Here is a 24,483-nt window from a genome sequence, read left to right as displayed (position 1 = left end):
GCCCGTCATTCACGATCACCCCTGACCGCAGGCGGCCACGGCCGTCCCCTCCCCGCGCGTCCGGGACGGCGCCGCCGCGCAGGTCAGGGACGGATGGCGTCGGCCGGTACGGCGGCCAGCGCGGCCCCGATGATGCCGGCGTTGTTCTGCAGGGTCGCCGGCACGACAGGGGTGCCGGGGAGTTCGATGTGGGGCAGGAACTTGTCGGCCTTCTTGCTGACGCCGCCGCCGATGACGAACAGGGCCGGCGACATCAGCGCCTGGAGGTGCTCCAGGTACTCCTGGACGCGGTGGGCCCACTTCTCCCAGCTCATGTCGTGCGACTCGCGGGCGTGGTCGGAGGCGCGGTGCTCGGCCTCGTGCCCGTCGATCTCGATGTGCCCGAACTCGGTGTTCGGGATGAGCACCCCGTTCATGATCATGGCGCTGCCGATGCCGGTCCCGAAGGTCAGGACGAGCACGAGTCCCCCGCGGTCGTGCCCGGCCCCGAACGTGGCCTCCGCCACTCCGGCGGCGTCGGCGTCGTTCAGCACGGTGACGTCGCGTCCGGTCGCGTCCGCGAACAGCTTGCGGGCGTCCAGGTCGATCCACGCGTGGTCGACGTTGGCGGCGGTCCTGGTCACGCCGTCCACCACGACGCCCGGGAAGGTGATCCCGACGGGCCCCGTCCAGGAGAAGTGCTCGACGATCTGCCGGACGGTGTCCGCGACGGCGTCCGGTTCCGAGGGGTCCGGTGTCGGGATCCGGTAGCGCTCCGCCAGGAGCGTTCCGTCCGCGGTGTTCACCGGGGCGCCCTTGATGCCTGATCCGCCGATGTCGATTCCCAGTACGTCCATGCCACTCCCTCATGAGGCTCGTGCAGCCCTTATTGCCGATATCCGGCCGCCGATGCAGAACTACCACCAGTTCTCTGGATTAGAGATATCGGACATGTCGCGATCTGGTAGGGATGTCGGATGATCCCGTTCACGCTGAGGGCCCCGCTGACGGTGGCGCTGGCCGCCGTCCTCGCCACGACCTTCACGCCGGTGCCGCAGGCCGTGGCGGCCCCCGCCGCGTCGGCGCGCCCGCCGAGGATCCCCCCTGGCACGACGGCGGCCTACATGGTGTTCGACCGCACCACGGGCCGGGCGACGCTCGGAGCCAAGGTGCACACCCGGTTCAGGTCGGCGTCGGTGGTCAAGATCCTCATCGCGGTGGACTACCTGGAGTCCCACAAGGCCGGCACCGCCGTCCCGGCCCGCGACCGCGACCTGCTGCGCCGCATGCTCCGCTCCAGCGACGACGACGCCGCGACGGCCCTGTGGACGCGCGGCGGGCGGACGGCGGTCATCACGCGGATGGTCCGCCGCATGGGCTTGACCGACACCGGCCCGCCGCCGGCGTCCAAGCCCGGCTTCTGGGGGTACACCGCGCTCAGCGCGGCCGACGTCGTACGGGCGTACCGCTACCTGCTGGACCGGGCCGACCCGAAGGTCCGCGACCTCGTCCTCGGCCACCTGCGGAACGCGACGCGCTGCGCGGCCGACGACTTCGACCAATATTTCGGCATCCCGAGCGCGCTGCCCCGGCCGTGGGCGGTCAAGCAGGGCTGGTCCGGGTACGGCGCCCGGCCCGCCGTCCGCTGCTCCGGCACGCGCGGCGCGGCCGAGGCGGCCGGGACGAATACGGCGGGCGTCTCATCAGAGCAGGCGGGCGCGGCCGAGGCGAGCGCGCCTGCGGACGTCTCGGCGGGCGGCTCGGAGCAGGCGGGGACGGCGGAGGCGGCGAGCGCCTCGGCCGTGCGGGCGCCGGTGAACCTGAGCCGGCCGGTGCTGCACACGACCGGTCTGGTGGGCAAGGGGGATCGCCTGATCCTCGTCGTGCTCACGCTGCAACCGGCCGGCGCCACCTTCAGAGCCTCCGCCGCCCGCCTGACCGCCATCGCCAAGGACGTGTACCGGGCCGGCCTCCCGAAGTGACCCCGCGCCCTGACCGTCGAGTGGTGACGGTCAGGGCCGCGCGGGTCAGGGCCTGCGGTTGCCGTACCTGCGGTTCCGCTCGGGCGACACCACGCTGAAGGGCTCGGTGTTGTCGTCGAACGTCCACTGCTGCGTGGTGTCGAGCGGGTCGAGCGGATCGTGCCGCAGGTTGTCGTTGCCCACGTCGAGGCGGCCGTGCCTCGGGTCCTGGTTGCCCACGACGAACGGGTCCTCCCGCTGGTACGGCCGCGCCGGGGGAAGCTGCCTCTGCTGGGTGGACGACTCGGCCGGGAACCCGCTGTGGTACCCGGACGGCGTGCCGGCCGCCTTGTTCTGCCGGGCCATCCTGGCCTCGTAGGAGTCCCTCTCCTTCAGGTACGTCCCGTCGTCCGGGTACGAGGACACCGCGGCGACCGGCTCCTTGAGGTACGCCGTGGGCGTCACCGGGGCCGGCTCCTTCAGGTACGCGGTCGGCGTCACCGGGGCGGGATCCGACAGGTACGCGTTGGGCTCCTGGGCGGAGTAGGCGACCGGGGTGGCGTACGACGAGTCCTTGCGGTGCCCGGAGGAGGCCGGGTAGGACGGCTCCGGCCGGGCGGGCGCCTGGTAGGAGGGCTCCGGCGGCTGGTACACGGTCTCCTGCCGGACGGGCGCCTGGTACGAGGGTTCCGGGGGCTGGTACACCGTCTCCTGCCGGACGGGCGCCTGGTACGACGGCTCCGGCACCTGGTACGACGGCTCCGGGGGCTGGTAAACCGTCTCCTGCCGGACCGGCACCTGGTACGACGGCTCCGGGGGCTGGTACACGGTCTCCTGCCGGACAGCCGGCTGGTAGGCGGGCTCCAGCGGCTGGTACGACGGCTCCGGCACCTGGTAGACGGGCTCCTGCCGGACAGGCGGCTGGTACGCGGGCTCGGGCAGGGCCGCCGCCTGGTACGCGGGCTCCTGGCGCGCCGCCGCCTGGTAGGCCGGTTCGGGCGCGGGCGGCAGGTACGCGGGCTCCAGGGGCGTGGCGGACGCCGCGTACGACGGCTCGGGCAGCGGGACCGGCGCCGCCTGGTAGGCGACCGCCGCCTGACGGACGGGCAGCGGGCTGATCGCCGCGGCGGCCCGGCCGCTGCCGACGGTGAACAGGTAGGACTGCAGCCCGTCGACCAGGCGCTGCACGTCCGGCCTCGGCCGGACCACCAGGCGCAGGAACTGGCTGCTGGACCCGAGCTTGTTGCCGCACTCACGCACGAAGACGTTGTGCGCCGTGTACAGGTAGTCGCGCAGCGCCTTGCCGTCCTTGCCGTGCGGCAGCTTCACCATCAGGAAGTTGCCTTGCGAGGGGTAGACGGTGAGGCCGGGCAGCGTCGCGAGCTGCTGGAACATGGACCGCCGGTCGGCCGCCAGCAGCCGCAGGCTCTCCTGGTACTCGCGCGTGTGCTCCTTGAGCATGAAGACGACCGACTCGGCGAAGGAGTTCAGGTTCCACTTGGGCAGCATGCGGCGGACGTTGCCGGCCAGCGCCGGGTTCGCCACCATGTACCCGAAGCGGATGCCGTGCAGGCCGAAGTTCTTGCCCAGGCTCTTGAGCACGATCACGTTGGGCCGGATGGCGGCCTCGTCGGCGATGCTGGGGTTCTCCTCGGCGTCGACGAAGTCGATGAACGACTCGTCCACGACGACCAGGTCCAGGTCGGAGAACTCGTCTAGCAGGTCGATGACCTGGGCGCGGCGCAGGTATCCGCCGTCGGGGTTGTTGGGGTTGCAGATGACCGCGACCCGCGACCCCCGCTTGCGCACGAACCGCACGTACTCCTCGATGTCGAGCGCGAACCCCTGCGCCTCCGGCAGCGGGAACATGTCCACGCGCTTGCCGGTCTCCAGCGGCTGGTCGGTCCAGCGGCCGAAGGTGGGGATGGGGATGGCGAGGCTCTCGCGGACAAGCAGGTGGTCGATCCAGGTGATGAGCTCGGTCGACCCGTTGCCCATCACCACGGTCTGGGACTTCAGCCCGAGGACCGCGCTGAGCTCGGCGGCGATGGTGTCGGTGTCGCTCGGGTAGTACTTGAGGATCGTGGTGATATTTCTGCCAAGAAGTTCGAAAACCTCTGGTGTGGGGAAGTATGGGTTGCAGGGTATGCAGAAGTCCACCGGAGCACCCTCTAGCCCGGAGCTCCCCCGCAGGAGCGAGAAGTACGACGGGCTGTGCGCCTCAGCGCGTAGCAGGTTGAGATCGGCGGAACCGGCCAACGGTGGCCCCTCCTCCATGACGATCGGCGTCCGCGGGAATGCGGAAACGGCCGTGGGAATGCGGCAAAAGGAGCTACGTGGCCGGGTGGCCACTGGTTCATCCTATTTCGGACGGGACCCGCTTCGGGCCCCGTCCGAAAAGTCAGGAGTGCTCCGCCATCGTCACCTGGGGGAGAGCGCCGGAACAGGCTCCTCGGGAGCCGCCGGCGGCGGGGGATCCGAGGGCGCGTGGTCGTCCACGAAGGTCTCCTCGTCGAACGGCGCCCGGCCGGCGAGCACCTCGGTGGCCCGTTCCCGGTCGAAGTCGTTGGTCCAGTTGCCGATCAGGACGGTGGCCACCGCGTTGCCGGCGAAGTTGGTCAGCGCCCGCGCCTCGGACATGAAGCGGTCGATGCCCACGATGAGCCCCACGCCGTCTACCAGCTCGGGACGGTGCGACTGCAGGCCGCCGGCCAGGGTGGCGAGCCCGGCGCCGGTGACGCCGGCCGCGCCCTTCGAGGCGATGATCATGAAGACGAGCAGGGACACCTGCTCCCCCACCGACAGCGGGGCGCCGGTGGCGCGCGCCACGAACAGCGTCGCCATCGTGAGGTAGATGGCCGTGCCGTCGAGGTTGAAGGAGTATCCCGTCGGCACGGTGATGCCGGCCACGGCCCGGCTCACGCCGAGGTGCTCCATCTTGGCGATCAGCCTCGGCAGCGCGGACTCGGAGGAGGACGTCGACAGGATGAGCAGGAACTCCCGGCCGAGGTACCGCAGCAGCGACACCAGGTTGATCCGGGCGAACAGCCACAGCATCGGCCCGAGGATGAGGCCGACGAACAGCAGGCAGGTGAGGTAGAAGGCGCCCATGAGCAGGGCGAGGCTCTGGAGCGCGCCGAACCCGCCCGCGCCGGTCACCGCCGCCATCGCGCCGAACGCGCCCACCGGCGCGGCCCACATGATCATCGCCAGCACGCGGAAGACGAGCCGCTGGATGTGGGCGAGGCCGTTGAGCATCGGCACGGCCCGCTCCCCCATCGCCTGGAGGGCGAAGCCGGTGAGCAGCGCCACGAGCAGGGTCTGCAGCACCTGCCCCTCGGTGAACGCCGAGACGAAGGTGGTGGGGATGATGCCGAGCAGGAACGTGGTGGTGTCGCTCTCGCCGCCCTTGGCCGCCTGGTCCTCTGCGGCCTTGCGCAGCTCGTCGGTCAGCTGCAGGCCGGCGCCCGGGTGCAGCAGGTTGCCGACGACCAGGCCGATGACCAGGGCCACCGTGGACATGATGAGGAAGTAGCCGATGGCGAGGCCGCCGACCTTGCCCACCTTGGCGGCCTGGGCCACCGATCCGACCCCGAGGACGATGGTGCAGAAGATGATCGGGCTGATCATCATCTTGATCAGCGCCACGAACGCCGTCCCGAGCGGCTTCATCGCCACACCGGCGGCCGGGGCGACGAGCCCGACCACGATCCCGGCGATGACGGCGATGATTACCGCCAGGTAGAGATAGCGGGTACGGTCCCGGTGACCTGGGGATTGAGGTGTGGTCACGCGACCCTCCTTGGTCATTCATGCGGAGGAAGCGAAGCATCGGTCGAGTGACTATGCGTCACGGTAGTGACCTGGGTCACTATTGCGTACATTTCGTTCACCGCCGCATCCGCGAGCGTGTGAACCGCCCGGCCCCGAACTGGTGAACCCGTGAATGTGAGAGCCCTGACGATGATCGCGACCCGGCCGGGACGGTGGAGCCTGGCCAGGCAGATGCTCGCGCTGCAGATCGCCGTCGTGGGGATCACCGTGGCGGGCGGCACCCTGCTCGCCTTCTCCCACGTGCGGCAGATCCTGATCGACGACGCCGCGCGGACGACCAGCGCGGTCGCGATCAGCGTGGCCGACTCCCCGGCCGTGCTCGCCGCCCTCGGGGACCCGGACCCGACGGTGGCGCTCCAGCCGTACGCCGAGCGGGTGCGCACGGAGGCCGGGCTGGACTTCATCACGATCATGAGCAGGGAGGGGCGCAGGTACACCCACCCGACCGCGTCGCAGATCGGCGGGCGGTTCCTCGGCAACACCGCCGCCGCGCTGGCGGGGCGCACGTTCACCGAGACCTACACCGGCACGCTCGGCCCCTCGGTGCGGGCCGTCACCCCCGTCCGCGACGGCGCGGGGAACATCCGCGCGCTGGTGAGCGCGGGCATCACCGTCGACAAGATCAGCGCGCAGTTGCGCGAGCAGATCGCGACCGCCGTGCTCACCGGGCTGCTCGGCCTGTCGGCGGGCACCGCGGGCACGTACCTGGTCGGCGCGCGGCTGCGGCGGCACACGCACGGGCTGCGGTCGGCCGAGCTGAACCGCATGTACGAGCACCACAACGCGATCCTGCACGCGGTCCGCGAGGGACTGCTCCTGGTCGACGGCGGGCACCGGCTGACGCTGGCCAACGACGGCGCACGGGAGCTGCTGGACCTCCCCGGCGACGCCGAGGGGCGGCGGGTCACCGAGCTGGGGCTGCCGCCCTCGCTGGCCGAGGCGCTCTCCTCCGGCGAGGACCGCGCCGACGAGATCCATCTGACCGGTGACCGCGTGCTCGTCGTCAGCGCGGCCACGGTCCGCTCGGGCTCGCGGTCGCTCGGCACGGTGGTGACGTTGCGCGACCACACCGAGCTGCAGGCGCTCACCGGCCAGCTCGACGCCGAACGCGGCTTCGCCGACTCGCTCCGCTCGGCCGCCCACGAGGCCGCCAACCGGCTGCACACCGTCGTCACGCTCGTCGAGCTGGGACGCGCCGAGCAGGCGGTCGACTTCGCCACGGCGGAGCTGCGGGCCGCCCAGCAGCTCACCGACCGGGTGGTCGGCGCGGTACGGGAACCCGTGCTGGCGGCGCTGCTGCTCGGCAAGACCGCCGAGGCGGCCGAACGCGGGGTCGAGCTCTCCCTCAGCCCGGAGAGCGAGCTGGACGACGTCGCCCTGGACGGCCGCGACCTGGTGACCATTCTCGGCAACCTCCTCGACAACGCGATGGACGCCGCCGTGTCCGGCACGCCACCGGCCCGCGTGGGCGTCCACCTGCGCGCCGAGGACGGCACGTTCCTGATCCGCGTCGGCGACAGCGGGCCGGGGCTCGGCGCCGAGACGGCCAAGGAGGCGTTCCGTCGCGGGTGGACCACCAAGGGCGACGGGCGTGGCCTCGGCCTGGCCATGGCCGGGCAGGCTGTGCGGCGCCTGTCCGGCACGATCGAGGTCGGCAACGCGGGCGCGGGCGCGGTGTTCACCGTGCGCCTCCCCCTCGGCGAGAACGGCGCGGCGCCGGACGGGCCGGGGGATGACACGGCGGACGGGTCGGGGGACGGCACGGCGGACGGGCCGCGGAACAGGGACGCGGCGGACGGGCCGCAGAACAGGGACGCGGCGGACGGGCCGCGGGACGGCGCGGCGTCGTGATCTCCGTGCTGATCGTCGAGGACGAGGAGCTCACGGCCGAGGCCAACCGTCTCTACGTCGAGCGGATGCCCGGGTTCCGGGTCGCGGGGGTGGCGCGGTCGGGCGGCGAGGCCCTGCGGTTCCTCCGGCGGCACCCGGCCGACCTGGTGCTGCTCGATCTGTACCTGCCGGACATGCACGGGCTGGACGTGTGCCGGGCGCTCCGCGCGGCGGGGATCTTCTGCGACGTCATCGCGGTCACCTCGGCCCGGGACCTGTCGGTGGTGCGGTCGGCGGTGTCGGTGGGGGTCGTGCAGTACCTGCTCAAGCCGTTCACCTTCGCGGTGCTCAGCGAGAAGCTCAGGCGGTACGCGGAGTTCCGGTCCTCGATGGGCGGGCCGGGCGAGGTGAGCGACCAGGGCGAGGTGGACCGCGCGCTGTCCACCCTGCGCGGGGCCGCCTCCTCCGGGCGGCTGCCCAAGGGGATGACCGAGGCGACCCTGGAGGCGGTGGCCGGCGAGCTGAAGCGGGCCACCGGCGGGGTGTCGGCCCAGGCCGTCGGCTCGGCCATCGGCGTCTCCCGCGTCACTGCCCGCCGCTACCTGGAACACCTGGTCGACACCGGCAGCGTCCGCCGGGTCCCCCAGTACGGCGGCCTGGGCCGCCCCGAGCTCCTCTACCAGCTCACCTGACCGGAGCCCTGAGCCGGACGGCGGCGATCGTGAGCACCGGCCAGGACCGCACGCCCGGCGAGACGCGACGCCGGTCAGGAGCGGGCGGCCTGGAGGGAGGCGCGGGCGGCGGACTCCAGGTGGGACAGGTCGCTGGAGACGGAGGTGAAGGTGAAGCCGCCGGCGAGGTGGCGGGCGGCCTCGGCGCCGGTGAAGCAGTGGATGCCGGCCGCGATCCCTGCCGACTCGGCCGCGCCCGCGATGCGGGTCAGGGCCTCCTCGAACTCGGGCAGGTCCTCGACGGCGCCGGGCCTCGGGGCGCCGAGGGCGAGGGACAGGTCGGCCGGGCCGATGTACACCCCGTCGACGCCCGGTGTGGCGCAGATGGCGTCGATGTCGTCCAGTGCCCCCCGGGTCTCGATCATGACGACGCACGCGACGGCCTCGTCGGCGGCGCGCGGGTCGGGGCCGATGCGCAGGCCGGCCCGCATGGGCCCGAAGCTGCGCCCGCCGGCGGGCGGGTAGCGGCACGCGCGCGCCGCCGCGGCCGCCTCCGCCGCGGAGTCGACGAGCGGCACGATCACGCCCTGCGCCCCGGCGTCGAGCGCGCGGCCGATCGGCGCCGGGTCGTTGGCGCCGACCCGGGCCAGGGAGACCCCTCCGGCCGCGTCGACGGCGGTGACCCCGGCGAGGAACCCCGCGTAGCCGATCAGCCCGTGCTGCAGGTCGAAGCACAGGTAGTCGTACCCGAGGCCCGCGAGGTGCTCGGCGGCCACGGCGTTGTCGGTGACCTGCCAGAATCCGACGATCCTGTCCCGGGCGCGAAGCCGGGTGGCGAACGATGTCATGACCTCTCCCCCAGGGTTCGGCGGGCGGCGCGGTCGACCACCTCCCGGTACCGGTAGCGATCACGGTACACGGCACCGGGATCCGGCCCGGCGGAGCCGGGACGCCGTGCCGTCAACTTCGGACATAACGGTATCAAGGTGGATTAAGACCACTGACCGGCGTGCTTCTTACGCCCGCTAAATGGGATTAAGGCCACACTTCCCATTGAATAAAACACCTGCGACATCTCCGCCGAACAGGCGTCGATACCCACTATATCGGCGATCATTCAACATTCTTCGCCATACTTCGCCCTGACATCGTCGAATCAGAATCGCATTCCAGACAAGTCGAACCGGCCGAACTCACGGGCGCGCACAGCCGTCAAGAGACCGCCGGGACCGGCCGCGCCGGCCGCCCGGCCACCTCCCGAGCAATGTTCTGCCGCAGGCCAGAGGGGTTCATCTCCGACTTACGGCCGCCAAATGCGGTCAACCAAGGAATTTTCCTGAAGTCATCGGCGGGCGAAGTCCACCGGAACCTCACAGGTCAACAAGCCCGACTGTGACGCCCATCATGAAACTTATAGTGACACTCGCATATGCCACCGATGGAATCCGTCACTAGGCACGGCTGGGGATATCCGTAATTCTCCTCCTAGCGATCGAGCGAAGAGAGGGGTGTGGGAGATGATCGACAGATATGAGATCTATTGCCTAGCCGATCCCCAGTTTTACGACACCCTTGACAGCCAGCGTGCGAAGTATCCTGACTTTTCGATTTCTGCGACGGATGTCCCATCCGGTTGGCAGCATCGGGCGACCGACACCTGGCTCCACTACGGGCCGGAGGGACGCACGCTCCCCCTCCAGGGCTGGAAGATCCACATCTCTTCCCGCCTGGAGGACGCGGACAGGACCCTGGCCGCGGTGTGGGACTACTGCGTCGGCCGCCGGCTGAGCTTCAAGTTCCTGCGCGGCCCCCGCGTCGTGACGATGCTCAACTCCAAGTACGCCGACCGGGGAAGCAGCGGCAAGCTGGTCACCATCTACCCCCGGGACGAGGACGAGCTCGAACTCGTGCTCAAGGACCTGGCCGAGACCCTGCACGGCGTCCAGGGCCCGTACATCCTCAGCGACCTGCGGTACGGCGACGGCCCCCTGTACGTCCGGTACGGCGGGTTCGCCGAGCGGCACTGCCTGACCGCCGAGCGGGAGCGCGTCCTCGCGATCGAGGACGCGGACGGCACCCTGGTGCCGGACCGGCGCGGGCCCTCCTTCTCCCCGCCGGCCTGGGTCACCCTGCCCGCCTTCCTCGCGCCCCACCTCGCCGCGCGCAACGCGGTGACCGTCGCGGACCTGCCGTACGAGATCGACGAGGTCCTGCACTTCTCCAACGGCGGCGGCGTCTACAAGGCGCGGGACACCCGCGACGGCCGCCAGGTCGTGCTCAAGGAGGCCAGGCCGCACGCCGGGCTCGACGCCGCCGGCCGCGACGCGGTCAGCCGCCTCCTGCACGAGGCCGCCATCCTGCGGCGGCTCGACGGGCTCGACGTCGTCCCCGCCGTCCACGACTACTTCACCGTCGGCGAACACCACTTCCTGGTCCAGGAGTTCATCGGCGGCACCACGCTCAGCCAGGAGTCGGTCCACCGGCACCCGCTGACCCGCGCGACGATCACCCCAGAGGACGCCGCCGAGTACGCGGAATGGGCGCTCGGCATGCTCGCGGGCGTCGACCGGGCCGTGGCCGCGCTGCACGGGCGCGGGGTCGTCTTCGGAGACCTGCACCCCTTCAACGTCCTGGTGGACGGCGACCGGATCGTGCTGATCGACTTCGAGGTCGCCTCGCTCGCCGAGGACAGGGCGAGGCCGACGCTCGCGCACCCCGGCTTCTGCCCGCCCTCCGACCGGCTCGGCGTCGAGGCGGACAACTACGCCCTCGCGTGCCTGCGTATCGGGCTTTTCGCCCCGATGTCGACCGTGCTGATCCCCTTGCACCGGGACAAGGTGACGCATCTCGCCGACCTCGTGTGCGACACCTTCCCGGTGCCCCGCGCCCAGATGGACGTGGCGGTGCGCACCATCCTGGGCGAGGACGCGCCGGGGGAGGCCGGCGCCGGTGGTGACCGGGCGGGTCCGCGCGCGATGCGCGACCTGCCACTGCCCGGCCGCGCCCCCTGGACCTCGGTCAGGGACGCGGCATGCCGGGCCATCCTGGCCACGGCGACGCCGGAACGGGACGACCGCCTTTTCCCTGGCGACCCGGCCCAGTTCCAGCCGGGCGGCGGGCTCACCATGGCGAGCGGCGCGGCGGGCGTCCTGTACGCGCTCGCCGTGACCGGCGCCGGCCGCTTCCCCGAACACGAGGACTGGCTCCGCACCAGGGCGATGGCCCCCCCGCCCGGCACCGGCCTCGGCTTCTACGACGGCCTGCACGGCGTCGCCTACGCCTTCGAGGCGCTCGGCCGCAGGCAGGACGCCCTCGACCTGGCCGGCATGTGCCTGCGGGAGAAGTGGGACCAGCTCGGCCAGTCCCTGTACGCGGGCCTGTCCGGCATCGGGCTGAACCTGCTCCACCTCGGGGCGGCGACCGGTGAGGACGAACTGCGGCGGACCGGGCTCGCCGTCGCGGGGATCGTGGCCGACCGGCTGGGCGACGTCGACAGCGTCCCCGAGGTCAGCGGCGGCACCGGCCCGCACGCCGGGCTGATGCGCGGCTCCTCGGGCGCGGCGCTGCTGTTCCTGCGCGCCTACGAGGCCACCGGCGACACCGGGCTGCTGGACCACGCGGCCGTCGCGCTGCGCCAGGACCTGCGCCGCTGCACGCGGCGCGAGGACGGGCAGCTCCAGGTCCAGCAGGGCTGGCGCACCAACCCCTACCTGGACGAGGGGTCGGCCGGCATCGGGCTCGCCCTCGGCCAGTACCTCGCGCACCGCGAGGACGAGGACTTCCGGCGGGCGATGGACGATATCGCGCCGGTCGCCGACCTGGACTACTACGTGCAGTCGGGCCTGTTCGCGGGCCGGGCCGGCATGATCGCGGCCCTGTCCATGGGGCTGGCGCCCGGCGGGCGCGCCGCGACCGAGGTGGCGGCCGGGCAGATCAGGCGGCTCGCCTGGCACGCCATGCCGTACGCCGGCGGGCTCGCGTTCCCGGGAAACCAGCTTCTCCGGCTGTCGATGGACCTCGCGACCGGCACCGCCGGCGTGCTCCTCGCGCTGGGCACCGCGCTGCACGACCGGCCGGTGGCCCTGCCCTTCATCTCCCCGCCCGGCACTCCCGCCGGACCGGTGGACCCGACCAGTGACGAGAGGAGGTGACATACATGGCGCTTCTGGACCTTCAGCAGATGGAGATCCCCGGCGGCGACGGTGGCCACGGCGGTGGCGGCCAGAGCAGCCTGAGCCTCGTGGGGTGCACCCCCCACGAGAACAGCAGCCTCAGCCTGCTCTGCGGCTGAGCGAACACCGAGCCGTACGGCGGAGTGACCCCCCGAAAACCACACGAAAGGGCGTAACCAAAATGGCGCTTCTCGACCTTCAGGACATGCAGCTCCCCGGCGGCGGCCACGGCGGCGGCGGTGGCGGCCAGAGCAGCCTGAGCCTCGTGGGGTGCACCCCCCACGAGAACAGCAGCCTCAGCCTGCTCTGTGGCTGATAGCTGAACCAGTCGCCTGGGGCGGCCCTCACCCGGCCGCTCCGGGCCTGTTCATTCCCGGAACCCCTTGAAGGGAAACCCTCTGCCATGCCGGACACCCAGCCTCCGGGCGGCCAGGTGACCGGATCGGCCCCGCCCGGCGGTTCCGCCGCCGGGGACGGGGACCGTGCGGCCGACCGGCTGCTGGCGGAGGTGCTGCGCCGCAGCGGCGGATGGCCGGTGGTGTACGCGGTGACCGCGCTGGCCGGCGCCGTGGTCGAGCTGATGCTCCCCAGCGCGCTGGGCCGCGCGGTGGACGTCCTGGTCTCCCCCGGCGCCGTCGCCGGCGAGGCGCTCCTGTCGTGCGTGGTGCTCGTCGTCACGGTGGTCGCGTGCGACGCGGTGGCCGTGCTCGCGGCGGGCGCGGGCGGCGCGCAGGCCGCGCGCCGGCTCCGCCTGCGGGTCGTGCGGCACGTGCTGGCCGTCGGGCCCGCGATGTCCCGCCGCCTCCCCGCCGGCGACCTGGTCACCCGGCTGGGCTCCAACGCCGAGGAGGTGGGGGCCGCGCCCGAGGCGCTGATCACGGCCGTGGCCCTGCTGGTCCCCGCGGGCGGCTCCCTCGTCGCGCTCGCGCTCATCGACCCCTGGCTCGCGGTGGCCTTCACCGCGGGGATGGCGCTGATCGGCGTCGTCCTGCGCGCGTTCCTGGACCAGACGACGGCCGTCGCGAGCGGCTACCAGCAGGCGCAGAGCGACATCGCCTCGCGCCTGTTCGACGCGCTCGCCGGGGCGCGGACCATCGCCGCCGCCGGCACCGAGGACCTGGAGACCCGCCGCGTGCTGCGCCCGCTGCCGCGCCTGCGCGCCTGCGGCCTGGCGCTGTGGCGGGTCAACGCCCGCGCGGGCGTGCGGGCCGCCATCGTCGTGCCGCTCCTGGAGTGCGCGGTGATCGGCGTCGGCGGGCTGCGGATGGCCGCGGGCGAGCTGAGCGCCGGCGAGCTGTTCGCGGCGGCGCGGTACGCGGTGCTCGGCGCCGGGATCGGCTCGGCGCTGGGCTACCTGAACCGGCTCGGACGCGCCCGCTCGGCGGCCCGGCGCGTCCAGGAGGTGCTCGACCGGCCCGCGCCCGGCTACGGCGGCGACCGCCTGCCGGTCGGCCGGGCCGGGGGGCGGCTGGAGTTCCGCGACGTGACCGTGCGCGTGGACGGCACCCCCGTGCTGCGTGACATCGACCTGGTCGTCCCCGGCGGCGCCGCCATGGCCGTGGTCGGCCGGTCGGGGAGCGGCAAGTCCCTGCTGGCGGCGGTCGCCGGGCGGCTGGTCGACCCTGATCAGGGCGAGGTGCTGCTCGACGGGGTCCCGCTACGCCGGCTCGGCCGCGAGGAGCTGCGCCGCGCCGTCGGGTACGCGTTCGAGCGGCCCGTGCTGTTCGGCGGCACGCTCGCCGAGGCGATCACCGTGGGCCGCCCGCCGGACGTGGCGCGTACTGCCGCCAGGGCCGCGGCGGCCGACCCGTTCATCCGCCGGCTCCCCCGCTCCTACGGCACTCCGGTCGACGAGGCCCCCATGTCGGGGGGCGAGCGGCAGCGCGTCGGGCTGGCCAGGGCGTTCGCCCACGGCGGGCGGCTGCTGGTCCTGGACGACGCCACCTCCAGCCTCGACACCGTCACCGAGTTCCAGGTGGCACGGGCGCTCACCGAGGAACTGCGCGACCGCACGCGGGTGATCGTGGCGCACCGGGCCGCCACGGCCGCCCGCGCCGACCTGGTCGTCTGGCTGGACGGGGGGCGGATCCGGGGGCGGGGGCGGCACGACGTCCTGTGGCGGGACCCCGGCTACCGCGCCGTCTTCCAGCTCGACGGCCCGCCGGGCGCTGAGCGCGGATGACGGTACGCGGGCTGCTGTGGGAGGCGCTGCGGCGGCGGCCGGGGCAGCTGGTCCGGCTGCTCTGCTGGTCGTTCGCCGAGGCGGCGCCGTCGTTCGTGTCCGGGCAGGCCATCGCGCACGCCCTGGACGACGGGTTCTCCGCCGCCCGCCCGCTGACCGGCCTCGCCTGGCTGGCGGTCCTGGCCGCGGCCTGGGTGGCGGCGGCGCTGGGCGCACGGCAGGTGCTCCTGGCGCTGGCCGAGATCGTCGAGCCGTTCCGTGACACCCTGCTCTCGCGCGTCGTGGACGGCACGCTGCACCGGGCCGCCGCCACGGGCGCCCGCCCCGACAGCGCCGCCGTCGCGCGCCTGAACCGCCAGGTGGAGCTGGCCAGGGACTCCTTCGGCGCCGTGATCGCCGTGCTGCGGACGTTCCTGTTCTCGGTGACCGGGGTGGTGCTCGGCGTGCTGACGCTCATGGGGTCGGTGCTGCCGCTGGTGCTGCTGCCGCTGGTCGGCGGCCTGGCCCTGTTCCTGACGTCCCTGCCGGCCATGGCCAGGCTGCAGCGCCGGCTCATCCTGGCCGAGGAGCGGACGTCGGCGTCGGTGGCCGCCATGGTGGACGGCCTGCGGGACGTCACCGCCTGCGGCGCCGAGGAGCGGGTGGCCGGGGAGGTCGGCCAGGACGTGGAGCACCAGGCCAGGACCGGCCAGGCGCTCGCCCGGCTCACCGCCGTCCGCATGCTGTCGCTGGCGGTGGGCGGCTGGCTGCCCATCCTGATGGTGCTGGCCGCCACCCCGGACCTGGTCCGCGACGGCGCGACCGCCGGGATCATCCTCGGGACGCTGACGTACGTGGCGCAGTCCCTCACCCCGGCGCTCGGCAGCCTCGTGCAGGGTGCCGGAGTGAACGGCGTCCGCCTGGTCGTGGCGCTGGAACGCATCCTGACCACCAGCGCCCGGCCGCCGTCGCCCTCGACCGGCTCGGCCGGGACGCCCAAGGGCCTGCTGCTGCGGCTGCGCGGGGTGAGCTTCGCCTACGGCCCCGACGCCGAGCCGGTGATCTCCGGCCTGGACCTGGCCGTGCGGGACGGCGACCACCTCGCGGTCGTCGGCCCGAGCGGGATCGGCAAGTCCACTCTGGCGGCGCTGGCCGCCGGGATGCTCCGGCCGCACAGCGGGCGGGTCCTGATCGGCGGGGTCCCGGTGGACGCCGTCGACCGGGCCGCCCTGTGCCGGGCCCGGGTGCTGATCCCGCAGGAGGCGTACGTCTTCCGGGGCACGCTGGGCGAGAACCTGGCCTACCTGGCGGAGGACCCCTCCCCCGCGGACATGGACAAGGCGGCCGAGGCGGTCGGCATGACCGCGCTGGCCGACCGGCTCGGCGGCTACGAGGCCGAGGTCGACCCGGCCGGGCTGTCGTCGGGGGAACGGCAGCTCATCGCGCTGACCCGCGCCTACCTGTCCCCCGCGCGGCTGGTCCTGCTCGACGAGGCGACCTGCCATCTGGACCCGGCGGCCGAGGCGCGCGCGGAGGAGGCGTTCGCCGCCCGTGACGGGACGCTCATCGTGATCGCGCACCGCCTCACCTCGGCCCTGCGCGCCCGGCGGGTGCTGGTCATGGACGGCACCCACGCGCGGGTGGGGACGCACAAGGAGATGATCGGCGCTTCGCCGCTCTACCAGGACCTGATGGGCCGCTGGGAGGGCCCGGCCGCCACGACGCCGTGACGGCCACCTGACGCCCACAAAACAGACACTCGGTATAAAATGGTCTTATAACACCCTACTTCGGGGTACGTGCATACCGGTTGTGCCTTCCCATTCGGCGACGCAGGCAGGTCCTGCTGGAACGGAGGACAACGAGGTGAGCACCCAGATGAACGACACGCCCGGCCAGATGGCCGGCGTCAGGACCACGGGGACCACGCCGCAGCACGAGGCGGGGGCCAACGGCGACCGGGGCAGGACGACCATCGCCGGGACCGTGGTCGCCAAGATCGCGGGGATGGCGGCCCGGGACGTGTCCGGGGTCTACGCCCTGGGCGCCGGGATGTCCCGCGCGCTCGGCGCGGTACGCGAGCGGCTGACCGGGGCGACCGGCGGCGCCGACCAAGGGGTCGCGGTCGAGGTGGGCGAGCGCCAGGCCGCCGTCGACCTCGATGTGATCGTCGAGTACGGGGTCTCGATCCCCGACCTGGCCACCGGCGTGCGGCGCAACGTGATCGGGGCCGTGGAGAACATGTGCGGCCTGGAGGTCACCGAGGTCAACATCGCCGTCGACGATCTCCACCTGCCCGGCGACGAGGCGGCCGAGCCGCAGGAGGCGCGTGTCCGATGAACCGTCCCGCAGGCCCGCGCCGCACGGGGGCCCCGGCGGCGGACCCCACCGGGCGTCCACCGGACGTCCAGAACCCGGCCGGCGGCAGGCCCGAGAGCACCAGGAAACCGTCCGGCGCCCGGAAGGCGTCCCAGCCGGCACGCCCGCCCGAGGGCCGGGGCACCGCCGAGGCCGCGGGGCTGGCCGACCGCATCGCCCAGGCGGTGGCGGGCTGCCGTGACGTCGCCTCCCTGGGCGGGAGCCAGGTGGCCACCTACCTGTCCGGCCGTACCGTGTCCGGGGTGGCCGTCCGCGACACCGAAGTGGAGGTCGCCGTGGCCGTGCGCTACGGGCGGCCGCTGGCCGAGATCGCCGAGGACGTCCGTACGGCGGTCGGGAAGCTGGCCCCGGGGCTGCCGGTCCACGTGCGCATCGTCGACATCGACGAACCCGGCGCGCGTACCGGCGCCGCGGACCGGCCGGGAGATCCTCCGGTTCCCAAGTGAGCGACGCCCGCCGGACCCGGTGAGCGCCTCGGCACAGTGGAAGGTGAGTGACATGGATGAATCCCGCTGGTGGCCGGCCATCGGCCTGCTGTTCGGGACCGCGCTGGGCTTCGCCGTCATGGCGGGCGGCCTGACCGCGTTCCTCGTCGTGCTGGTCCTCGGGGTGATCGGTTTCCTGGTCGGCCGTGCCATGTCCGGCGAGCTCGACATGAGCGGACTGCTGGGCGGCCGGAGAAGGACGTGAGCGCCGAGACGGCCGTGCCGTCCCCGGGCGGCTACGGCACCGGCCAGGTCCCGTCGGCCGGGCCGGCCGGGACCCGCGGCCACACCGGCATCTCCGACCGGGTGCTGGAACGGATCGCCACGCGCGCCGTCACCGAGGTGGACCACGTCGGCGGCTCCTCGCCGCGCCTGCTCGGGGTGCCGCTCGGACGCGACACCACCGGCGGCCCGCGCGTGAGCGCCCACGTCGACGGGGACCTGGCGATCGTGCGGGTGACGCTGTCGGTGGACTATCCGGCGCCGATCAGGCAGGTCGTGGACCGGGTCAGGGAGCACGTGATGACCCGCGTCCGCGAGATGACCGGCCTGGACGCCCGGCAGGTCGACATCGACGTCGCCCGGCTCGTCCACCCGCCCGACCCGGGGAGGCGGGTCCAGTGACCACGCCGGACCCGTACTCCGGCTACCCCCTTGACCCCGACGAGGGCCCGCCCACCCGGGACCTCTCGCCGCCGGGGGGCGGCCCGCTCGTAGGGGAGCCGCGTGAACGGAAGGCCGCACCGGAGCCGCGTGAACGGAAGGCCGGGCGGGAGCCGCGTGAGCGGAAGGCCGGGCGGCGGGTCGCGGACGCGAAGGCCCAGGTCCGGGCCGCGACGGTCGGCGGGCCAGGCCGGCGGGCGGCGGCGGGCGAGTTCCGCCCGCGCCGCACGGCCGCCGCCACGGTGACCGCGCTGCTGCTGGCCGCCGCCGCCCTGGTGACCGTCGTCGCGGCCGTGGCCGCCATGTGGCGGGGGCGGTCGCACGTGCCGCCGCTCACGTGGCTGACCCCGCTGGGCAGGACGCACTGGAACGACCCCGCGGCCATCACCACCGCCGCCGTCGTCTGCCTTCTCGGCCTGCTGCTGCTGGCACTGGCGCTCACCCCGGGACGCGCCCGGGTGCTCGCCCTGGCCTCCGAGGACCAGCAGACCGTCACCGGGATCACCCGCTCCGGCCTGAGCCGCCACCTCGCCTCGGTCGCGGCCAGGGTCGACGGCGTCTCCCGCGCCCGGGTGCGTTTCCGGGGCGACAGCGTCCAGGTGAACGCCGCTACCCCGCTCCGCGAGGTGGGCGAGCTGCCCGGCCAGGTCATCCGGGCCGTGACGGCACGGCTGGAGGAGCTGCGCCCGCTGCGGCCCATGCGCGTACGCGTCCACGTACGCCAGAGAGAGGAGTGAGCCGGTGAGCCACCGAACCGCCCGCGTCAACCGCGCCGGCCTGGCCATCGTGGGCCTGGTGCTGGCCGTGGCCGGGGGCCTCGCGCTCGCGCGGGGCCTCGGCATGAGCTTCCTGTGGCCGCCCTACTCACCGGTGATCTCCGAGCAGACCGCCGGGTACGCGGCCGGGCACGGCTGGTTCTGGCCCGCCGTGGCCCTCGCGGCCCTGGTGGTCGAGATCCTCGCCCTGCGCTGGCTCCTGCTGCAGGGGCGCACCGACTCGCTCCGCCGCCTCAGCCTTGAGCCCGACTCCGGGCACGGCGCGACCCACCTGTCCGCGCGCGCCGCGGCGGGCGCGCTGGAGGACGACGTGCGGGAGAGCCTGCACGCCGGGCGCGGGGAACGGGCTCCGCGCGGGGAACGGGTGCGCGCCAGCCTGTCCGGGGCCCCCGGCACGCCGCGCGTCGCGCTGGCCATGGTCCTGCCCGACGAGACCGACCCGTCGGCCGCCAGGCACGGCGCGCAGGGCGCGGTGACCCGGTTGCGGCAGTCGCTGGAGCTCGACCGGCTGCCCGCCACAATCAGGATGCACACCACCAGAACCCATCCCTGAGCGCTCCGCCGCCAGAAAGTCGCGGCCGGCCCGTCGGAGGAGCGGGGGCCGGAGCGATGGAGGGAATGTGAACCTGCCGGCGGGAGTGGAACCCGACCCCGGGGCCGCGCTGCTCGCCTTGTACGACGCGGCGCTCCCCGAGGTCTACGGGTACCTGCTGTCCCGGTGCGGGCAGCGGGCGCTGGCCGAGGACCTGACCGCCGAGACCTTCCTCGCGGCGGTGGAGGCGACGGGGAAACGCCCGCCGCCCGAGGTCAGCACGGCGTGGCTCGTCGGCGTGGCCCGGCACAAGCTCGCCGACCACTGGCGCAGGACCGAGCGCGAGCAGCGCGGCCTGCGGGTCGTCCACAGCCGGCCCGAGGAGCACGACGACCCCTGGGACGAGCGGCTCGACGTCATGACGGCGCGCGAGGTGCTCACCGGGCTCGGCCCCCACCATCGCGGCGCGCTGATCCTGCGCTACCTCGACGGCCTGCCGGTGCCCGAGGTCGCCAAGCTGCTCGGACGCACCGTCCACGCCACCGAGGCGCTGCTCGTCCGGGCCAGGAAAGCCTTCAAGGACGCGTACGAGAGCAAGGAGGGGCGCGATGTCTGACCCGTTCGACGCCCTTCGCGAGCCCGTCGTGCCCGTTGACCCCGATCCGCGCTTCGCGGCGCGGCTGCGCGCGCGGATCGAACGCGCGTTGCTCGACACGAGAGGAACCACCATGACCACCCCCACCCTCCCCCGCCAGGGAGACGCCGGCTACGTGTCCCTGCGAGTGCCCGACATCGAGCGGGCCGCCGCGTTCTACGGCTCGGCGTTCGGCTGGCGCTACGCCGAACCGGCCGCCCCGCGAGGCCGCCAGGTCCAGGGCCTCGGCATGCCGCACGGCATGTGGGAGGACCAGGAGACCCGCTCGCTGTTCGTCTGCTACCACGTGGACGACGTCAGGGCGGCGGTGGAACGGGTCCGCGCCGCCGGCGGCCGGGCCGAGGAGCCGTCGCGCGAGGCGTACGGGCTGATCTCCGGCTGCACCGACGACCAGGGGATCCCCTTCGCGGTCTACGAGGACTCCGGTGAGGACCGGCCGGCGGCGACGTCCCGGCAGGGCGAGGTCGTCTACCTGACCGTGGAGGTCCCGGACGCGTCCGCGGCCCGCGCGTTCTACGGCAGCGTGCTGGGCTGGGAGTTCACGCCGGGCGGCGTCCAGGACGGCTGGAGGGTGCGCGTCGCGGACAGCGAGGCGCGCCCGATGGCCGCGATCTGGGGGGGCCGCGAGCGTGCCGCCGTCGTGGCGATGTACGCGGTGGACGACATCGGCGCGGCCGTCGCCCGGGTCCGCGCCGCCGGCGGCACCAGCACCGACCCCGAGCGGATGCCCTACGGCGTGACCGCCGAGTGCAGGGACGACCAGGGCATCCCCTTCCAGATGGGCCAGCTGTTCTGAACCCCGACCGGACGGCCTGTCCTGAACCCCGGCCGGACGGCCTGCCCTGAACTCCGGCCGGACGGCTGTCCTGAACGCCGGCCGGACGTCCTGAAGTCACGGATCGGACGGATGTCCTGAGCCGTCACCTCCGACCGGGGCCGGAGGTGACGGGCCCTTCCGGGGGCGCGGCTCAGGGGCGCGGGTTCTCCTCCTCCGGCGCCGTGCCGGGGGCGGAGGGCAGGGCCTCCCCCGTTTCGAGCAGTGACTTGAGGCTGGACACGACCGCCGGCCAGCCCTGCCTGATGCTCTCCAGCACCGTGCTCCCCGGTTCGAAGCCGTCGTGGACGACGGTCAGTTTGACCATCTTCCCGAGCGGCTCGATGTCGAAGGCCACCTTCGACCGGGCCTCCGCGGCCACCTTGGCGAGCAGCGCCTCGTCGAACCCGAACCTTTCCGCCCATTCGGGGGTGAAGGTGTGCCAGGTGTAGACGAGCCGGCGGTACGGCTCGGATTCGAGGACGACCTGGGCAGGGTCGGAGATCCGCACACCCTCCTGTTCCCAGGTCATCACCGACCCCTTCTCCCAGTCGGTCTCCACGGCGACACCCCAGTAGCGGCGGGTGAACGCGGGGTCGGTCAGCGCCTGCCAGAGCCGTTCCGGCGTGGTGTTGATGTAGGTCGTGTAGACGAATTCGGCGGTGTCCATGGGCTCCTGCTCCAATGCCGTCTTGAGGTCCGCGAGGGCGCGCACGCGCTCCCGGTGGTACCGGTTGATCCAGCGCTCGGTGATGGCGTTGATCGGCTCGGCGTTGAGGTAGTGCAGCTTCTCCCGGCCGCGCCACACCGTGGTCACGAGGTTGGCCGCCTCAAGGACGGCCAGATGCTTGCTGACCGACTGCCTGGCCATGTCCAGCCCGGCGCACAGCTCCCGCAGGGTCTGCCCGTCGCGGGCGTTGAGCCCGTCGAGCAGCCGGCGGCGGCTTGCGTCGGCGAGCGCCTTGAAGACCTCGTCCATGTCCGTGCCATCCCTAACATGCAGCCGTTCGGATGCATGAATCTTATGCACCCGAACGGCTGCATATCAACCCGGCGGCGAGGGGGATTTGTTTCCAGGTCTTTACGGGGGTCAGGATCAGGAGTAAACCCGGAGTGATCGGTCGAAAACCAGATCCCCCGCGAGGTGGTCGCCGTGTACCAGCAGGTCCTCGATCCCGTCGGCCACTCGCTGGCCTGGAGCTCCCTGGTGGCCGCGCTGCCGCTCCTGGTGCTCTTCGTCCTCCTCGGCGTGCTGCGGGTGACCGCGTGGGTGGCCTCGCTGGTGTCCCTGGCCCTGTCGGTGGTGATAGCCACCGTCATCTACGGGATGCCGGTGGGGCAGGCGCTGCTGGCCGGGACCGAGGGCGCGGCGTTCGGGTTCTTCCCGATCCTGTGGATCGTCATCAACGCCATCTGGGTCTTCCAGATGACCGTGGAGACCGGGCACTTCGACGTGCTGCGGCGCTCGTTCGCCCGGGTCAGCGACGACCAGCGCATCCAGGCGATCATCATCGCGTTCTCGTTCGGGGCGCTGATCGAGGCGCTGGCGGGGTTCGGCACGCCGGTCGCGGTGACCTCGGTCATGCTCATCGCCCTCGGGTTCAAGCCACTGAAGGCCGCCGTCCTCGCGCTGACCGCCAACACCGCGCCCGTCGCGTTCGGCGCCATGGCCACCCCCATCATCACGCTCGGCAAGGTCACCGGCCTGCCCAGCGACACCCTGGGCGCCATGGTCGGGCGGCAGACCCCCGTCCTGGCCGTGTTCGTCCCGCTCGCGCTCGTCATCATCGTCAGCGGGGCGAAGGGGCTGCGCGACACCTGGCCGGTGGCACTGGTCTGCGGGGTCGTGTTCGCCGTCGCCCAGTACGCCACCTCGAACTTCGTCTCGGTCCCGCTGGCCGACGTCGTCGCGTCCCTGCTGTCGGCCGCCGCCGTGGTCGCGATGGTCCGCGTCCGGCGCCCGCGCGAGCCGTACACCGAGCCCGCCGTGATCGCGGGCGGCGCGGCCGACGAGCCGACCCCCGGATTCGCCGCGCGCGTCGCCCGCCCCGACGACCGGGCGGAGGTCGTACGGGCCTACGCGCCGTACGGGATCATCATCGTGGTCTTCGTGATCTGCCAGATCCCCGTGGTGAAGGCGCTGCTGGACAAGGCGACGTTCACCGTGCGGTGGCCGGGGCTGCACCTGCTGAACGCCAGGGGCGGCCCGCTGGCGCTGCCCACCTTCACCCTGAACCTGCTCACCACGCCCGGTACCCAGATGCTGGTGGCCGGCCTCATCACCATGATCGCACTGCGGCTGACGGTCCCCCGGGCCCTGAAGGCGTACGGGGCGACGCTCCACCAGCTCCGGTGGGCCATCGTCACCGTGATGGCCGTGCTGGCGCTGGCGTTCGTGATGAACGCCAGCGGCCAGACGATCACCCTCGGCACCTGGATGGCCGGAGCGGGCGGCGCCTTCGCCCTGCTGTCCCCCATCCTCGGCTGGCTCGGCGTGGCGGTGACCGGCTCCGACACCTCGTCCAACTCGCTGTTCGGCGCCCTGCAGGTCACGGCCGCGAACCAGGCCGGGCTGCCCGCGGTGCTGATGGCCGCCGCCAACAGCTCCGGCGGCGTCCTCGGCAAGATGATCTCGCCGCAGAACCTCGCCATCGCGGCCGCGGCGGTCGGCCTGGACGGCAAGGAAGGCGACATCTTCCGGCGCGTCATCGTCTGGAGCCTGATCTTCCTGGTCGCCCTGTGCGCCCTGTCGGCCCTCCAGGCCTCCCCGGTGCTGTCCTGGATGGTGACCTAGCAGGTCATTTGTCCTTTTCGTCCGTTTTCTGGTCCTATGGAGGAGTGGCTCACGCCACACCTGGGGTCAGGGGGACGCCATGCTTCAGATCGTCGGTGCCGGTTTCGGTCGCACGGGGACGCTGTCGCTGCGGGCGGCGCTGGACAAGATCGGGTTCGCGCCGTGCTACCACTTCACCGAGTTGCTCACCCATCCCGACCACCTCTCCGGCTGGCTGTCGGCCGCCCACGGCGCCGCCGGGGCGTGGCGCGGGCCGCTGAGCGGGTACGAGGCCACCACGGACTGGCCCTGTGTGGCCTTCTGGCGCGAGCTCGTCGAGGACAACCCCGAGGCGAAGGTCATCCTCACCAGCAGGGACGCGGACGCGTGGTACGAGTCCATGATCCGGACGATCTTCAAGGTCATGGGCGACGGCGCCCCCGGCCACGGGGTCACCGGGCGGTTCGGCGGGCTCCCGGACGGCCGGCGCCTGGCCGAGTTCGCCCGCGAGATCGTCGTCGACCACACCTTCGGCGGCCACATAGACGACCGCGCGCACGTGATCTCCTGCTACGAGCGGCACAACGACGAGGTCCGGCGGACGGTCGCGCCCGACCGGCTGCTCGACTACCACGTGGACCAGGGCTGGGAACCGCTCTGCGCCTTCCTCGGCGTCCCCGTCCCGCCGGACCCCTTCCCCCACCTCAACGACCGCGCCGCCTTCCCGCCCAACCTCCCCACCCGCTGACCCCGTCCGGGCGGGCACGTCAGCGGGCCAGGCGGTCCGGCCATTCGATG

The 24,483-nt window shown here is 73.0% G+C and carries 23 protein-coding genes; 18 read left to right on the top strand and 5 right to left on the bottom strand.

The window, feature by feature from the left end; genetic code table 11:
- Window positions 1-83: 83 nt before the first annotated feature.
- Window positions 84-836 carry a polyphosphate--glucose phosphotransferase gene (gene ppgK, locus NYZ98_RS11090; protein ID WP_262842518.1) on the bottom strand — a complete coding sequence of 251 codons (753 nt, stop codon included), beginning with the start codon at window positions 834-836 and terminating at the stop codon, window positions 84-86.
- 120 nt (window positions 837-956) lie between these two features.
- Between ppgK and NYZ98_RS11085 the strand changes: the two genes are divergently transcribed.
- Window positions 957-1,961, top strand: a complete 1,005-nt coding sequence (locus NYZ98_RS11085; protein WP_262842517.1) for a serine hydrolase — start codon at window positions 957-959, stop codon at window positions 1,959-1,961.
- Between the two features lie 45 nt (window positions 1,962-2,006).
- Here NYZ98_RS11085 and NYZ98_RS11080 read toward each other — a convergent pair whose 3' ends face one another.
- Both NYZ98_RS11080 and NYZ98_RS11075 read right to left on the bottom strand, forming a co-directional pair.
- Entirely contained in the window at window positions 2,007-4,100 is a 2,094-nt protein-coding gene (locus NYZ98_RS11080) for a pyridoxal phosphate-dependent aminotransferase (RefSeq protein ID WP_262842516.1), read from the bottom strand.
- Window positions 4,101-4,361: 261 nt separating this feature from the next.
- On the bottom strand, window positions 4,362-5,732 hold the full coding sequence (locus tag NYZ98_RS11075) for a cation:dicarboxylate symporter family transporter (protein ID WP_262842515.1): 1,371 nt from the start codon (window positions 5,730-5,732) through the stop codon (window positions 4,362-4,364).
- A gap of 150 nt (window positions 5,733-5,882) precedes the next feature.
- On the opposite strand from NYZ98_RS11075, the gene NYZ98_RS11070 reads away from it, so the two are divergent.
- Entirely contained in the window at window positions 5,883-7,625 is a 1,743-nt protein-coding gene (locus tag NYZ98_RS11070; protein WP_262842514.1) for a sensor histidine kinase, read from the top strand.
- On the top strand, window positions 7,622-8,296 hold the full coding sequence (locus NYZ98_RS11065; RefSeq protein ID WP_262842513.1) for a response regulator: 675 nt from the start codon (window positions 7,622-7,624) through the stop codon (window positions 8,294-8,296). Before NYZ98_RS11070 ends, NYZ98_RS11065 begins: the two co-directional genes overlap by 4 nt.
- 74 nt (window positions 8,297-8,370) lie before the next feature.
- Here NYZ98_RS11065 and NYZ98_RS11060 read toward each other — a convergent pair whose 3' ends face one another.
- Window positions 8,371-9,123, bottom strand: a complete 753-nt coding sequence (locus tag NYZ98_RS11060) for an HpcH/HpaI aldolase family protein (RefSeq protein WP_262842512.1) — start codon at window positions 9,121-9,123, stop codon at window positions 8,371-8,373.
- A 669-nt stretch (window positions 9,124-9,792) separates the two neighbouring features.
- On the opposite strand from NYZ98_RS11060, the gene lanKC reads away from it, so the two are divergent.
- The 13 genes from lanKC to NYZ98_RS10995 all read left to right on the top strand — a co-directional run bounded on the left by lanKC (window position 9,793) and on the right by NYZ98_RS10995 (window position 20,894).
- Window positions 9,793-12,426, top strand: coding sequence for a class III lanthionine synthetase LanKC (lanKC, locus tag NYZ98_RS11055; RefSeq protein WP_262842511.1), 2,634 nt, complete (start codon window positions 9,793-9,795; stop codon window positions 12,424-12,426).
- Between the two features lie 5 nt (window positions 12,427-12,431).
- On the top strand, window positions 12,432-12,566 hold the full coding sequence (locus tag NYZ98_RS11050) for a SapB/AmfS family lanthipeptide (protein ID WP_262842510.1): 135 nt from the start codon (window positions 12,432-12,434) through the stop codon (window positions 12,564-12,566).
- A gap of 62 nt (window positions 12,567-12,628) precedes the next feature.
- Entirely contained in the window at window positions 12,629-12,763 is a 135-nt protein-coding gene (locus tag NYZ98_RS11045) for a SapB/AmfS family lanthipeptide (RefSeq protein WP_262842509.1), read from the top strand.
- Between the two features lie 87 nt (window positions 12,764-12,850).
- Complete coding sequence (locus NYZ98_RS11040) at window positions 12,851-14,629, top strand: ATP-binding cassette domain-containing protein (RefSeq protein WP_262842508.1); 1,779 nt, start codon at window positions 12,851-12,853, stop codon at window positions 14,627-14,629.
- Window positions 14,626-16,338: an ATP-binding cassette domain-containing protein gene (locus NYZ98_RS11035; RefSeq protein ID WP_262842507.1), complete on the top strand. Its 1,713-nt coding sequence runs from the start codon at window positions 14,626-14,628 to the stop codon at window positions 16,336-16,338. Before NYZ98_RS11040 ends, NYZ98_RS11035 begins: the two co-directional genes overlap by 4 nt.
- A gap of 169 nt (window positions 16,339-16,507) precedes the next feature.
- Window positions 16,508-16,948 carry an Asp23/Gls24 family envelope stress response protein gene (locus tag NYZ98_RS11030; RefSeq protein ID WP_262842532.1) on the top strand — a complete coding sequence of 147 codons (441 nt, stop codon included), beginning with the start codon at window positions 16,508-16,510 and terminating at the stop codon, window positions 16,946-16,948.
- Window positions 16,945-17,433, top strand: a complete 489-nt coding sequence (locus tag NYZ98_RS11025; RefSeq protein ID WP_262842506.1) for an Asp23/Gls24 family envelope stress response protein — start codon at window positions 16,945-16,947, stop codon at window positions 17,431-17,433. The genes NYZ98_RS11030 and NYZ98_RS11025 overlap by 4 nt, the downstream gene beginning before the upstream one ends.
- 52 nt (window positions 17,434-17,485) lie before the next feature.
- The gene (locus NYZ98_RS11020; RefSeq protein WP_262842505.1) at window positions 17,486-17,677 is read left to right on the top strand and encodes a hypothetical protein; all 192 of its coding nucleotides are present in this window, start codon (window positions 17,486-17,488) and stop codon (window positions 17,675-17,677) included.
- Window positions 17,674-18,096, top strand: a complete 423-nt coding sequence (locus tag NYZ98_RS11015; protein ID WP_262842504.1) for an Asp23/Gls24 family envelope stress response protein — start codon at window positions 17,674-17,676, stop codon at window positions 18,094-18,096. The genes NYZ98_RS11020 and NYZ98_RS11015 overlap by 4 nt, the downstream gene beginning before the upstream one ends.
- Window positions 18,093-18,872, top strand: coding sequence for a DUF6286 domain-containing protein (locus NYZ98_RS11010; protein ID WP_262842503.1), 780 nt, complete (start codon window positions 18,093-18,095; stop codon window positions 18,870-18,872). Before NYZ98_RS11015 ends, NYZ98_RS11010 begins: the two co-directional genes overlap by 4 nt.
- A gap of 4 nt (window positions 18,873-18,876) precedes the next feature.
- The gene (locus tag NYZ98_RS11005) at window positions 18,877-19,464 is read left to right on the top strand and encodes an alkaline shock response membrane anchor protein AmaP (protein ID WP_262842502.1); all 588 of its coding nucleotides are present in this window, start codon (window positions 18,877-18,879) and stop codon (window positions 19,462-19,464) included.
- A gap of 67 nt (window positions 19,465-19,531) precedes the next feature.
- Complete coding sequence (locus tag NYZ98_RS11000) at window positions 19,532-20,059, top strand: RNA polymerase sigma factor (protein ID WP_262842501.1); 528 nt, start codon at window positions 19,532-19,534, stop codon at window positions 20,057-20,059.
- Complete coding sequence (locus tag NYZ98_RS10995; protein WP_262842500.1) at window positions 20,052-20,894, top strand: VOC family protein; 843 nt, start codon at window positions 20,052-20,054, stop codon at window positions 20,892-20,894. Before NYZ98_RS11000 ends, NYZ98_RS10995 begins: the two co-directional genes overlap by 8 nt.
- Window positions 20,895-21,066: 172 nt before the next feature.
- Here NYZ98_RS10995 and NYZ98_RS10990 read toward each other — a convergent pair whose 3' ends face one another.
- Window positions 21,067-21,891 carry an ArsR/SmtB family transcription factor gene (locus NYZ98_RS10990; protein ID WP_262842499.1) on the bottom strand — a complete coding sequence of 275 codons (825 nt, stop codon included), beginning with the start codon at window positions 21,889-21,891 and terminating at the stop codon, window positions 21,067-21,069.
- A 174-nt stretch (window positions 21,892-22,065) separates the two neighbouring features.
- On the opposite strand from NYZ98_RS10990, the gene NYZ98_RS10985 reads away from it, so the two are divergent.
- Window positions 22,066-23,706 carry an L-lactate permease gene (locus tag NYZ98_RS10985; protein ID WP_262842498.1) on the top strand — a complete coding sequence of 547 codons (1,641 nt, stop codon included), beginning with the start codon at window positions 22,066-22,068 and terminating at the stop codon, window positions 23,704-23,706.
- Window positions 23,707-23,785: 79 nt separating this feature from the next.
- On the top strand, window positions 23,786-24,433 hold the full coding sequence (locus NYZ98_RS10980; protein ID WP_262842497.1) for a sulfotransferase family protein: 648 nt from the start codon (window positions 23,786-23,788) through the stop codon (window positions 24,431-24,433).
- The last annotated feature ends 50 nt before the right edge of the window (window positions 24,434-24,483 follow it).

It is taken from the genome of Sphaerisporangium corydalis, assembly GCF_025506355.1.
GTDB lineage: Bacteria > Actinomycetota > Actinomycetes > Streptosporangiales > Streptosporangiaceae > Sphaerisporangium > Sphaerisporangium corydalis.
Note: the sequence above shows the minus strand (reverse complement) of the source record. Positions and strands in the feature narration are given on the sequence as shown.

Coding starts and splice junctions, on each gene's coding strand:
- ppgK (WP_262842518.1), bottom strand. CDS start 836: ATGGACGTACTGGGAATCGACATCGGCGGATCAGGCATCAAGGGCGCC.
- NYZ98_RS11085 (WP_262842517.1), top strand. CDS start 957: ATGATCCCGTTCACGCTGAGGGCCCCGCTGACGGTGGCGCTGGCCGCC.
- NYZ98_RS11060 (WP_262842512.1), bottom strand. CDS start 9,123: ATGACATCGTTCGCCACCCGGCTTCGCGCCCGGGACAGGATCGTCGGA.
- lanKC (WP_262842511.1), top strand. CDS start 9,793: ATGATCGACAGATATGAGATCTATTGCCTAGCCGATCCCCAGTTTTAC.
- NYZ98_RS11050 (WP_262842510.1), top strand. CDS start 12,432: ATGGCGCTTCTGGACCTTCAGCAGATGGAGATCCCCGGCGGCGACGGT.
- NYZ98_RS11045 (WP_262842509.1), top strand. CDS start 12,629: ATGGCGCTTCTCGACCTTCAGGACATGCAGCTCCCCGGCGGCGGCCAC.
- NYZ98_RS11040 (WP_262842508.1), top strand. CDS start 12,851: ATGCCGGACACCCAGCCTCCGGGCGGCCAGGTGACCGGATCGGCCCCG.
- NYZ98_RS11035 (WP_262842507.1), top strand. CDS start 14,626: ATGACGGTACGCGGGCTGCTGTGGGAGGCGCTGCGGCGGCGGCCGGGG.
- NYZ98_RS11030 (WP_262842532.1), top strand. CDS start 16,508: ATGGCCGGCGTCAGGACCACGGGGACCACGCCGCAGCACGAGGCGGGG.
- NYZ98_RS11025 (WP_262842506.1), top strand. CDS start 16,945: ATGAACCGTCCCGCAGGCCCGCGCCGCACGGGGGCCCCGGCGGCGGAC.
- NYZ98_RS11020 (WP_262842505.1), top strand. CDS start 17,486: ATGGATGAATCCCGCTGGTGGCCGGCCATCGGCCTGCTGTTCGGGACC.
- NYZ98_RS10995 (WP_262842500.1), top strand. CDS start 20,052: ATGTCTGACCCGTTCGACGCCCTTCGCGAGCCCGTCGTGCCCGTTGAC.
- NYZ98_RS10990 (WP_262842499.1), bottom strand. CDS start 21,891: ATGGACGAGGTCTTCAAGGCGCTCGCCGACGCAAGCCGCCGCCGGCTG.
- NYZ98_RS10980 (WP_262842497.1), top strand. CDS start 23,786: ATGCTTCAGATCGTCGGTGCCGGTTTCGGTCGCACGGGGACGCTGTCG.